Genomic DNA, 11,883 nt, shown 5'->3' with positions numbered 1-11,883 from the left:
GCGTGCCGTAATTATGAAGCAGTTTGAAGCCGTTTTTTGCGCATGTATATAGCGTACAGAATGCCGCCAAGCAGACACAAGATACAAGCGAAGCCTGCCAGCAACCAGGCTGAAGCGACTGCTCCGCCACGATCCATGCTGTTTCCGAGCCATAAGGGCAGCAGAGCACCCCCGACTCCACCTGCACCAATCAGCAGGCTGGTGGTGGATTCTTCTGTGCCTGGCATCATTTTGCTGGCAAAAACGAGTGCGATGGAAAATATGCCGGACATGCCCAGCCCCAGGAGCGCAATAAGGACAAAGGTAACAGCAGTGCCCTTGATCAGCGGGAACACGCACAGCAGCACGGTCGCCGCCAGTGAGCTTAGGGCGACAAAGACACCATAGCCGTAACGATCGGCAATGTTGCCTGCGAACAGCCGCCCGGCCGCCATTGCCAGCCAGAAGCAGGTAACACTGAGTGCCGCCTCAGCTTGTGTAAGGCCCAGCCGTTCAATGAACATAGAAGGCAGGAAATTGGCCAAGCTCATTTCTGTCCCTACATAGATAAAGAAAAAGATGATAAACAGTGCCAGCAGCAGCCAATTTCCCGCAGGGCCCCCTTTAGAAGCTCCCGTGGATGGAGAATGTGGGGCCGAGCCGGAATGCATATGCTTTTCCCCACGACGCTCATATTCGTCCAATACGGCATCCAGTTTGCCGAAGGATCCCCGTAGCCAGGCTACGACTGCCACCGCTCCACAGACGGAGATAACAGGAAAGGCCAGCCGCCACCAGCCAAGGGCGATCAACTGGCTGGCAACCGCGGGCATTGCTAACGCGCCGATCCCGAAGAAGACTTCCAGACGGCTCATAGCTGCGCCCGTTCCTTCGGTAATACCGCTAATCACGATGGTGCCGATGACCGCTTCCACCATGCCGAAGCCAAAGCCGGCTGCCGCTCCGACGGCATATAGCCAACCCCATGGGGGCAGCAGTGAGTAGAGCCCTTCTGCTGCACACAGCAGTAGCAAGGCGAATACCAGCGTCCGGCGTTTGCCGAATTGCCTTGCAAGCCATGGCGACAGCAGGACGCCAGCCAGAAAACCGGAAAATTGGGCGAAGATCAGACTTCCGCCCTCCGTATAATTCCGGTCATAGTGGTCCAGCAGCACGGGCAGCAGAGACCCTACAACCACGTGCGCCAGGCCAATTAAAAAATAAGACAAGCTGCCAATCCATAGCAGTCGTTTCATGATGAACTCCTTTGATACCTGAAATTGCACTTATACCGTAAAGTGAACGATAATGGTGAGGTATTAAATATTTATGATAATTCCAGCACATGAAAGCCATAGCCTTCGATGGTAACATCTCCTTCCAGGAATTCGCCGCTGAGCAGCTCATGTCCTTTTTGTTCATCCAGATGATAATTCTGTTTCTGGGCGTTATGGTTCAGGATGAACAAATACGATTTTCCATCCTTGGAGCGCACGCTGGCCTCCACACCCGCAGGAGCACGCAGCAAGGACGGAATCCCTTTTTCCTCACAAATATAGCCCAGCAGGCCGTCCAGGAAAGCTTCTTCAGGGTCTGAAGCAACATACCATGCTTCGCCTTGACCAAAACGATTGCGTGTCAGTACGGGCATTCCCTGATAAAAGTCATCGCCATACTCCGCCAGCACCTCGGCACCTTCGCTATGCAGCAGGTCGCAGAGCAAGCCGCATTCATATTCCCCTTGTAATGCTCCTACCTGTTCCTTCAATACGATCCGATTGCGTGACTCCGGCAAAAGCGCGTCAATTTCTTCTACCCAAACTCCAAGAAGCTTACGCAGCTTACCCGGATATCCTCCGGTTGTGACCAGATCGTTTTCATTTACAATTCCGCTGAAAAAGGTGGTGACAAAGGTGCCGCCATGTTCAGTAAATTGTTCCAGTTTTTCCGCTGTACCCGGCTTGACCATGTAGAGTACAGGCGCGATAATGAGATCATATTTCTGGAAATCTGATTCCACGGAAATCAAGTCTACCTGGACGTTACGGCGGAAGAGGGCGGCATAATATTTATGCACCTGATCGACGTAATTCAGCGCTACAGAAGGACCGCTTGATTTCTCCAGTGCCCACCAATTATCCCAATCGAACAAAATGGCTACTTTTGCGTTTACGGTTGCATCCAGCAGTGTATTACCTAATGTGCCAAGCTCGCTGCCGAGCTGTGCCACCTCCCGGAATACGCGTGTATTCTCATGACCGACATGCTCAATCACGGCCCCATGGAATTTCTCACAGGCTCCGATGGAACGGCGAAGCTGGAAGAACATGACCGTGTCTGCGCCATGTGCTACCGCCTGATAACTCCATAACCGCATGACGCCAGGCCGCTTGAGTGAATTGTACGCTTGCCAGTTTTGCTGACTCGGTGTTTGCTCCATCAGCATAAACGGCTGCCCATCCTTAAGACCGCGCATCAGATCGTGGGTCATCGCGGTATAGCTCGGTGGGGTATTAGCCCGCGGATAGCTGTCCCAAGATACAATATCCATGTGCTTTGCCCATTTGAAATAGTCCAGTTGCTTGAAAAAGCCCATCAGATTAGTCGTTATGACAGCTTCGGGGATATGCTTTTTGATCGCGTTATACTCCAGCAAATAGCATTCCAGCATACTGTCTGAATTAAAGCGTGCGTAATCAAGGGAAATGCCCTGAAAGGTGGAGTGATTCTCGCCCCAATGCTCGCTCAGATTATTTGGAGGTACAATTTCATTCCAATCATAGAAGGTGTGTCCCCAGAACGAAGTATTCCATACCCTGTTCACTTTTTCCAGTGTTCCATATTTTTGTTTGAGCCACACCCGGAATGCAGCAGCACAGTTATCGCAATAGCAATCCCCGCCGTACTCATTGGACACGTGCCACACGAGGATCGCAGGATGATTTTTGTAGCGTTCTGCTAGTCGGTCAGCCATGCTCTCCGCATATTTGCGGTAGGTGGGACTGTTCGGACAGGAATTGTGGCGTCCGCCGAATTTTCGTTTGCGCCCGTCGGCATCGACCCTGAGAATATCCGGATATCGGGTCGCCATCCAGGCAGGGTGAGCCGCAGTGCTGGTGGCAAGACACACAAAGACACCGCTTTCATGTAAACTATCGATGAATTGATCCAGCCATTCAAAATGATATGTGATTTCATCCGACTGAATTTTAGCCCAGGAAAATACGTTGACTGTGGCGATATCAATTCCTGCCAGCTGGAACATCTGTAAGTCCTCCTGATGTATGGTGTCATCCCACTGCTCAGGATTGTAATCTCCGCCGTAAAATACTTTAGGCAGTTTACCGCTTATCATGCCAATCACCTCTATATATAAGAATAATTCTATCTTATAATACAAGTAAACGCTTTTAAATATAATAAAATGAACATGGATATAACAATATGGATCTGCATTAAGGAATACATAACCGCGTGCGCCGGAGGTGCCTTGTATGATTTTAACTCCCCATCATTTGCGATTTTTTCTAACTACGCGTGAGCATTCTTTACCGCTTTTTATCGAAAGTATCGGATTTAACAGCAGGCAGGAGGATGTATCCCGGCCGGAGGGCTATCCCTGCTTTCACTGGATACAGACCGTGTCCGGGGAGGGGGTATTCACTTTCAAGGGGGGCTCTTTCCGTTTGGGAGAACATGCTGGAGTTCTGCTGCTGCCGGGCGAGTCCCACGCTTACAGCCGGGCGACGAAAGTATGGCGAACGCTGTACATTACGTTTGACGGACCGATAGCCACTGCTGTACTGACTGAGCTAGGGTTGAAGCATACACGCGGGTATCATTGGGACGCCCATAGTGAACTGCACAGCTTTGGAGAAAGTATGCTTCATTCTATGGTGAGTGAACGGGATTTATCAGGGCTGGACGCTTCGGCCAATATGTACCGCTTTCTAACTTTGCTGCGCAAACATGGTCAATACAGCTCTATGCCTTCCTTGTCTCATAATGTAGAACGTTTGGGGCCTGTGCTGGCTTTTATGGAAGAAAATTATGCCAGCCCGGATATCGGCCTGTCCGATATGGCGGTGATGATGAATGTCAGCGCCCGTCATTTGAATACATTATTCAAGCAGGCATTCGGTGTGACCTCTTACGCTTATCTGATCGTCATACGTCTGCGCAAGGCTAAGGAAATGATGACTGATTTCCCGCACTTAACGGTCAAAGAGGTCGCCGAGCGCGTAGGGTTCCGTGATGTCAGTCATTTTGTGGCGACTTTCCGCAAGGCCGAAGGAATTACCCCTGAAAGGTTCAAATTATTGTATTTATAAGGGTATTTAATCGAAATACTCTTTCTTACGCGGGAATGCTCTTTTTAGGGAGCATTCCTTATTGTTTTTTTTCGGATGAGGGAGTATAAAATAATAGTTCATTTGTTTCATCAATCTGAGGTTCAGGTGACATAATAACATATGATCCAAAGTTCTTCTGCAAAACCCTCATCCAAAGAAGGAGTTAACGAAATGCTGAGTAAAGTCAAAAGATTACTAATCGGTCGTCCACGAAAATCGACGGCTCTTGAAGATGAGAAACTAAACAAGCTTAAGGCTCTGGCCATCCTGTCCTCGGATGCGTTGTCCTCTGTAGCTTACGGAACGGAGCAAATTCTGCTTGTTTTGATTACAGCGGGCTTCGCTGCCCTATGGTATTCCATTCCTATATCCATTGCGGTATTGGGATTGCTGGTTATTCTGATCCTGTCCTACAGACAGACTATTTTTTCCTATCCCGGTGGTGGTGGTGCCTATATCGTCGCTCAGGACAATTTGGGCAGGGCACCGAGTCTGATTGCAGGCGGATCTTTGCTGGTCGATTATATTCTAACGGTTGCAGTTAGCTCGTCGGCGGGTACAGATGCCATTACATCGGCGTTTCCATCATTGCATGATCATCGGATTGCGATTGCACTGATCATGATCATCTTTTTGACTATTATGAACTTGCGCGGGGTAACGGAATCGGCCTCGGTGCTGGCTGCACCGATTTATTTGTTTGTGGTTTCGATCTTTGTCCTGATTATTAGCGGTATCATCCATTACGTGGCAGGAGGAGCCCATGCTGCGGCACCGCAATTTGGAGCTACGGTATCCAACGTCAGTCTGTTTCTGCTGCTGAAGGCGTTCAGCTCAGGTTGCTCGGCGCTAACCGGGGTAGAGGCTGTCTCGAATGCCATTCCGAACTTCCGCAAGCCTGCTGCCAAAAATGCGGCAACTACGCTGATGATGATGGGCTTGATTCTCGGGTGTATGTTCATCGGAATCAGCCTGCTGGCTTATTGGTATGGTGTTCGTCCAAATCCGCATGAAACGGTCATTTCGCAAATTGCGAACGCCACTTTCGGGCGTGGTGTGATGTATTACATCATTCAGGGCGTGACGGCGCTGATCCTGTTTTTGGCGGCGAATACAGCCTATTCGGCTTTTCCGTTGCTCGCATTTATGCTGGCTAAAGACAAATACATGCCGCATATGTTCATGGTTCGCGGAGATCGGCTCGGTTACTCGAACGGGATCCTGTTTCTGAGTATTTTCTCAGCCTTGCTGGTCATCGTATTTGGCGGCAATACAGGAAATCTGATCCCGCTGTATGCAGTAGGGGTATTTATCCCGTTTACGCTTTCCCAGTTGGGAATGATGATTCGCTGGATTCGTCTCAAGCCGTCAGGCTGGGTCGTCAAGCTTGCTATTAATACCATTGGAATGCTGACCACGCTGTCCATTACGCTTATCTTTATTTTCACCAAGTTTAGTCAGGTGTGGATGGTGTTTATCTTCCTGCCTCTGGTACTGTATTTCTTTATGAAGATCAATGGACATTATAAAAATACAGCCGAGCAATTGCGGATAGATATTACGAAGGATAAACCTATGGTCAAAGGCAATACAATCATTATTCCGGTAGCTGGTATTACACGGGTCGTGATGAATACCATCAGCTATGCCAAGACCTTGTCGGATAATGTGGTTGCAGTATATGTAGGTGTTGATGATGAAGCGATCCGCAAGATGGAGCAAAAATGGGAAGAGTGGGATGTAGGTATCCGATTGGTGGTGCTGAAATCCCGTTATCGGAGCATTATCAATCCGCTTCGCAAGTTCATTGATACGGTGGAGTGGAAAAAAGCGGACGAAGATCATATTACCGTCCTTATTCCGCAATTCATCACGAAGCACTGGTGGGAAAATATTTTGCACAACCAGACCAGCTTGCTGATGAGAGCTTATCTGATCAATTATAAAGACGTCATCGTAACGACTGTGCCATTTCATTTAAACAAATAAATCGTTATAATAGTCCTTGCAAGGGAAGGAAACAGGCGTTTATAGCATGAAAAATGAACATCTTCTGGCCGCATGTCATTGCGGCTGGAGGGTGTTTTTTTTTCATACCGACATATTTACTTTAACGATACGTTTTGTGTATTATAGATACAAAATGTATCCTGAGAGAATGGATATGGAGGGTTACGATGCCAGGAACCAAGGGTGAAACGGAACATAACAAGCTGCAATTTGTAGATACGCTGAGAGCGCTGGCAATTATGGGCGTGTTGCTTGTACATGTCAGCCAGCACGTGGATGGATTAAACGGATGGTTGCAAAAGGGTTTGAGCTTGGGAGCGAAAGGGGTCGCTTTATTTTATCTGGCCAGTGCTTTTACACTCTTTCTGTCTTTGAGCAGACGTTCGGGTGACAGAAAAGAACGTATCTCGGCGTATCTGGTGCGTCGTTTTTTTCGAATTGCTCCCTTGTATTACGTTATGTTAATCATCTATTTGGTTGTGAACGGGACAGGGCCCCGTTTCTGGCTTGGGGATCAGGAAGGAGTCACTGTCGCGAATATCGCAGCTCATATCTTGTTTCTGAATGGCCTGAATCCGTACTGGATCAACAGCATCATCGGTGTGGAATGGTCCATTGCGGTGGAATGTATGTTTTATCTGTGCGTGCCGTTATTATTTAAACTGATCCGATCGATCCGGCATGCTGCCTGGTTTGTGATGGGCACGCTCCTACTGAGTTTTGGGCTGAACACGGTGTTTGCGAATGCTCCATGGATCAGTGATCACCCGTTGTGGGGGCATTATCTGTATTTATGGTTTCCGAACCAACTGCCTGTCTTCGGACTGGGTATATTGTTGTTCCTGATATGGAAAGACGAGCGGCATTGGAAAAGTGTGGACCGGTTCAGCGGCGAATTGCTGCTTGGCTCCATACTGTTTGCTCTTTGTACAGGTATGACGGATTATCTCATCGGTGTCCTGTTGCTGCTGGGAGCCTATGCTTTGTATCACTGGCAGCCATTTTGGCTGTTAAACCGGGGATGGTCATGGATCGGCTGCCTTAGCTACAGTATGTATTTGACGCATATGCTTGCTTTGGAGATTGTAAGCCAGATTGAGCTACCATTTTCCCCCGTTGTTAATTTGACCCTTATGTTTGTTATGACACTGCTGTTGACCACAGGTTTGTCCTGGCTCACCTATTCATGGATCGAGCAACCCGGCATCCGTTGGGGAAAAAAGATCATATCACGTATGAAGTCTGTGCGCTCACAGGAAGATTCGGTCAAGGAAAGTGTTGCTTGAGCTGTAACTTCCTTCTGCATCCGATAACATTTCGTTGAAGTGCTTAAAGAAATCTATCAAATCATTGAAAAGACCTCTTGAAAAGTAGGTCACAGCCCTTTATATTCGATGTACATCCAAGTTTTTTGAATACACCGATGAGATTTGTTGGAATTGAAAAGGAGATGCACGTATGCTTGAGAAGCCTGTCGGCTTTTTGCTTTTTTCCACGCTTGAAGGAGTGGCGGTGTTTACGCTCATTCTTAGTATTTTTAAAGTTAAAATGACCCCTTATGTATGGCAAGCGATTTTTTTGAACCTGTTTATGAACCTGCAAAGTTATTTGCTGAGAGAGGAATTTTCCCTCGCTTATCTGGTGCCTGTCATTAACATGCTGCTTTTTATTTTTTTGCTCGCTACGGTGGTGAAAATTCCGATTGTGTGGTCAGGCATTATGACGGTTACCGGTTATTTTGCTTATGCGGTTATTCAGTCGGTGCTTTTAAAAGTGATGTTCGGGAGCCTGCCAGTCTCTGAGCTACAGGGCGGTTCCTTGAAGGGCTATCTGCTGCAAACGATAAGTGCGGTGGCAGGACTGCTCATTACATTTATTTTGTATCGAAAAGGCATCGGGTTTGCCGCTAATTTCAAAAAGCTTAAATTTAAAGCTGAATACGGCATTGTGATTACGCTCATTATTTTATCTCTCATATCCACCTCTATCGTGCTGTACTACAACGAGGTATGGTTAAATATGATGTTTTTTGCACTGGTATCGGGATTCTTCATCTATTATGCGATTGGAAAGGAGTATCGGGATGATTGAAACCATGGCTTTCAAGCTTGCTAACCAGATCAAACGGACTGTGCCGGATCATCCGGCCTCCATCCCGGTGCTTAAATATGCGCTAGCTCTCATTATTAATGCTTCCATGATTATTGTGCTGACCTTAGTTGCCTCGTTCGTTACCGGGCGGACGGCAGAAGCTGTGATGATTCTGGTGGTTTTTGCCTTGTTGCGCCAAATATCAGGAGGGATCCATCTAAAAACAGGGATGGCATGTGTTGTGGCGACCTCTGTAGCTTTTACAGCCATATCCTGTATCTCTTTACATGATTGGTGGACAAACCTCTTCACCGGATTATCCCTGCTTCTTGTCCTATGGTTTGCCCCGTCCAGAATTGAAAAGCAGTCTCGCATTCCATCCCGGTTTTATCCCCTCCTGCGACTGTTATCTTCCCTGCTTGTATGTACTAATTTTGTAATCGGTTCCTCTGTAGTGGCTGTTGCTTTTCTAGTCCAGAGCCTGACGTTGATTCGGAAAAGGAGGTGAGGAAAATGGTGAAAAAAATCGTATATGGTCTGGCGACCTCGTTGTCTATGTTTGCTGCATTTGCTGTATCGGTAGCGAGTTATGTGTATGTCTATCAGGGAGATACGCCCGAGGAGCTGCTTAAATAGTATAACTTCATTCCCTTATATACATAGGCTGCCAGTGAGCAGCTTCTTTTTTTTGCAAAAAAAATCAGGCGCTCCAATAAGAGCGCCCGAATGGGAGAGGAGAAACCGGACGAAGAGCTTATGGGGAAACGTAAGTCTTCTCCGCGGTTGTCTACGACATTGGTTGAATGCCGATATCCTAAGGATGCCCACGATATGGTTTTTTATACCTCCTCAAATCCTGCGTTTTTCAAACGGCGATCCATGTGGTACGATAACGTCATAATCTTTATATGGTTATGAACACATATAGAAAATAGGTGAGTTTCAGCGTGAGAGTGGTATCGGGTAGTGCCAAAGGAAGGCCGTTAAAGGCAGTTCCCGGCACAGGGACGCGGCCGACCACGGATAAGGTCAAGGAAGCGCTATTTAGCATGATAGGTCCTTATTTTGAGGGGGGAGTCGCGCTTGATCTGTTTGCAGGCAGCGGCGGCCTGGGTATAGAGGCGCTTAGCCGAGGAATGGACAAGGCAGTCTTTATTGATATGGAATCGAAAAGTATTGATGTCATTAAAGAAAATTTGCGAAAAACCGGATTGGAAGGACAGGCTGAAGTGTTCCGCAATGATGCCGGACGAGCGCTCAAAGCGCTGGCAAAACGTGGAGCTCTTTTTGATGCTGTTTTTCTGGACCCGCCCTATCGTCTCAAGCATGGTGATGAATTGATGAGCCGTATGGCTGAACTGGACTTGCTTCGTTCTGAGGCAGTCATTGTGCTGGAGTATGAATCGGGACATGAGTACCCGGAAAGCTTTGGGCCGTTCGAACAGGTCAGAAAAGCGGTCTATGGCGAAACAACGTTATCTATCTACCGCTTTGCAGCAAAGCAACAGGACGATACAGAACATACTGAGGCCGGAATGGAAAAATCCGGCATAACCGAATCAGGCGGGGAGGACCATCATGACTGAGCACAAACCACGTATTGCCGTATATCCGGGGACCTTTGATCCCGTGACGATGGGGCATCAGGATATTATTCAAAGAGCGGCGAGGCAGTTTGATCTGCTGATTGTCGCGGTACTTAACAATATTAGTAAAAATCCACTGTTTTCTCTGGAGGAGCGAATGGAGCTGCTGCGGACGGTAACCCGCGATATTCCGAACATTGAGGTGGACAGCTTCCGTGACCTGACAGCCAATTATGTACGTGAAAAAGGGGCTCAGGTTATCGTCAGAGGAATCCGGTCAGTGACAGATTTTGAATACGAGCTGCAATTGGCTTCCACAAACCATAAGCTGAACCCGGATGCAGAAACGATCTTTATGATGACGAACCCGACTTATTCATATCTGAGTTCCAGTATGGTGAAGGAAATCGCCCATTTTGACGGCAAGGTCGTAGATCTGGTGGCTCCTGAGGTCGAGGATGCGCTGCGTGCCAAGGTCAACGCCAAGCGCGGCGGCTCCACCATGAAGCAATAAAGGAAATGACAAGCAGTGTAAGTATAATCGCGCCCAGAAGCGCAATAGACAACACGGTTAGTTGCCAGGGATACAGCGACGGACTTTCCAACTGTGTCCACAGGTTGCTGCTCTCCGCCATGACGGAATGCGCGGCGGGATCATAACCGCCTTCCGCGAAGGAAGAAACAGAGCTACGGCTAACATAAGCGGGAAGTGTATTGCTTGTCATACGGCTAAGAGGCGTCCATGCGACGAGTGTAAGCACAAAGGCGATGATGCTATGAAGCACCCTGGATATGGTGAACGTGATGCCTTTGTCCGATGGTTTGGTGACAGCTGTGATTTGGAGCCAGCCGCATAGCCCTCCCCAACCTAGTACGGCGCTGATCAGAGCCGCTTGTGTGCGGAGATCATACGGCAGGCGGCTGATTTCATAGGAACCGAGATGAAGTTCCATCCAGGCGGGCCATATGAAAGAAAATATTCCTTGGCCTGAGTACATGGATAGCAACCGAATCAGCACGGAAAAGAAAATAATGAATCCACCTGTCACCATAAGCGTCTGTACAGCATGGGATACGGTTTCGCCCAGCAGCTTTCCGAAGCTGCGGCCGTCCCGTTCTCTGGCAGAACGTGTGGCGTCCCATGCGGACCGGATGAGAGTGGTAGAAGTACGGGAAACAGAGGTTCGCCGGAGGGCGACTGGCGTTTCCCGTTTTTGCGATTCTTTTGAGGATGCAGTCAGTCTGACTGTAATCCATCCCGCCAATAGGCCGGAGATCCAGTGAACGGCAAGCAGCATGACGCCTACAGCAGCATTATGCAACAATCCTGTTCCGATAACGAGCAGGATGGTAATCGGATTGCAGAAATGAGCGATAGCGGTCAGTCGTCTAAGCTGGCGCTTGGTCATATCCTCCTGCTGTGCCCATTGGCGCACAGCTTCCGCAGTAGCCGGAAATCCGGCGGTCAGGCCTAGGGCCAGCACCCAGCCGCTTCGCCCCGGAAGACGGAACCAGGAGCGCATGAACGGCTCCAGAATGACGCCAAGCCCATGCACCAGACCGAAGGCTACAAGCATTTCGGACAGCATCAAAAAAGGGAGCATGGCCGGAAAAATAATGCTCCACCATAGCTTAAGCCCTTGGGCAGAGGCTTGGAACACCTCTTCCGGTGAGGCGACAACAGCCAGCACAAGCAGAATGGCCCCAAGGCCAAGCAACAGGGTTGTCCAATAGGGAGCGGAATGTGCTTCCTTTTGTAGCAAAGGTTTCACCTCTCTGGAAGTGATATGATTTAACATTTTAAAAAACGAATCTCATCGTGCATAAATATATTAGAGTGCATCGTATGTTGTTTCTAGCGCTTG

General features: G+C 48.5%; 11 protein-coding genes. 8 read left to right on the top strand and 3 right to left on the bottom strand.

Features of this window, described 5'->3' with window-relative positions; translation table 11 throughout:
• Positions 1 to 11 precede the first annotated feature (11 nt).
• Both ABH897_RS01735 and ABH897_RS01730 read right to left on the bottom strand, forming a co-directional pair.
• The gene (locus ABH897_RS01735; RefSeq protein WP_404591038.1) at positions 12 to 1,235 is read right to left on the bottom strand and encodes an MFS transporter; all 1,224 of its coding nucleotides are present in this window, start codon (positions 1,233 to 1,235) and stop codon (positions 12 to 14) included.
• 71 nt (positions 1,236 to 1,306) lie between these two features.
• Positions 1,307 to 3,334 (bottom strand): beta-galactosidase, encoded by a 2,028-nt coding sequence (locus tag ABH897_RS01730; RefSeq protein ID WP_404591036.1) that lies wholly within the window; start codon positions 3,332 to 3,334, stop codon positions 1,307 to 1,309.
• 139 nt (positions 3,335 to 3,473) lie between these two features.
• On the opposite strand from ABH897_RS01730, the gene ABH897_RS01725 reads away from it, so the two are divergent.
• The 8 genes from ABH897_RS01725 to coaD all read left to right on the top strand — a co-directional run bounded on the left by ABH897_RS01725 (position 3,474) and on the right by coaD (position 10,532).
• Entirely contained in the window at positions 3,474 to 4,310 is an 837-nt protein-coding gene (locus tag ABH897_RS01725) for an AraC family transcriptional regulator (protein ID WP_404580218.1), read from the top strand.
• Positions 4,311 to 4,502: 192 nt separating this feature from the next.
• Positions 4,503 to 6,320: an APC family permease gene (locus ABH897_RS01720; RefSeq protein WP_404519273.1), complete on the top strand. Its 1,818-nt coding sequence runs from the start codon at positions 4,503 to 4,505 to the stop codon at positions 6,318 to 6,320.
• A 188-nt stretch (positions 6,321 to 6,508) separates the two neighbouring features.
• Positions 6,509 to 7,627, top strand: a complete 1,119-nt coding sequence (locus ABH897_RS01715) for an acyltransferase family protein (RefSeq protein WP_404591034.1) — start codon at positions 6,509 to 6,511, stop codon at positions 7,625 to 7,627.
• A gap of 172 nt (positions 7,628 to 7,799) precedes the next feature.
• Positions 7,800 to 8,432, top strand: a complete 633-nt coding sequence (locus ABH897_RS01710; RefSeq protein ID WP_404591032.1) for a hypothetical protein — start codon at positions 7,800 to 7,802, stop codon at positions 8,430 to 8,432.
• Positions 8,425 to 8,940: an accessory gene regulator ArgB-like protein gene (locus ABH897_RS01705; protein ID WP_404519269.1), complete on the top strand. Its 516-nt coding sequence runs from the start codon at positions 8,425 to 8,427 to the stop codon at positions 8,938 to 8,940. Before ABH897_RS01710 ends, ABH897_RS01705 begins: the two co-directional genes overlap by 8 nt.
• Positions 8,941 to 8,945: 5 nt before the next feature.
• Positions 8,946 to 9,068, top strand: coding sequence for a cyclic lactone autoinducer peptide (locus ABH897_RS01700; RefSeq protein ID WP_014281032.1), 123 nt, complete (start codon positions 8,946 to 8,948; stop codon positions 9,066 to 9,068).
• Between the two features lie 311 nt (positions 9,069 to 9,379).
• Positions 9,380 to 10,018: a 16S rRNA (guanine(966)-N(2))-methyltransferase RsmD gene (gene rsmD / locus ABH897_RS01695; RefSeq protein WP_404519268.1), complete on the top strand. Its 639-nt coding sequence runs from the start codon at positions 9,380 to 9,382 to the stop codon at positions 10,016 to 10,018.
• A complete protein-coding gene (gene coaD / locus ABH897_RS01690; RefSeq protein WP_283655599.1) occupies positions 10,011 to 10,532 on the top strand; it encodes a pantetheine-phosphate adenylyltransferase in 522 nt (173 codons plus the stop codon). Before rsmD ends, coaD begins: the two co-directional genes overlap by 8 nt.
• Here the strand turns inward: coaD and ABH897_RS01685 are convergent.
• Positions 10,495 to 11,817 (bottom strand): nucleoside recognition protein, encoded by a 1,323-nt coding sequence (locus tag ABH897_RS01685; protein ID WP_404529601.1) that lies wholly within the window; start codon positions 11,815 to 11,817, stop codon positions 10,495 to 10,497. The genes coaD and ABH897_RS01685 overlap by 38 nt on opposite strands.
• Between the last annotated feature and the right edge of the window lie 66 nt (positions 11,818 to 11,883).

The organism is Paenibacillus sp. RC73, assembly GCF_044908085.1.
Taxonomy (GTDB): domain Bacteria; phylum Bacillota; class Bacilli; order Paenibacillales; family Paenibacillaceae; genus Paenibacillus; species Paenibacillus terrae_A.
Note: the sequence above shows the minus strand (reverse complement) of the source record. Positions and strands in the feature narration are given on the sequence as shown.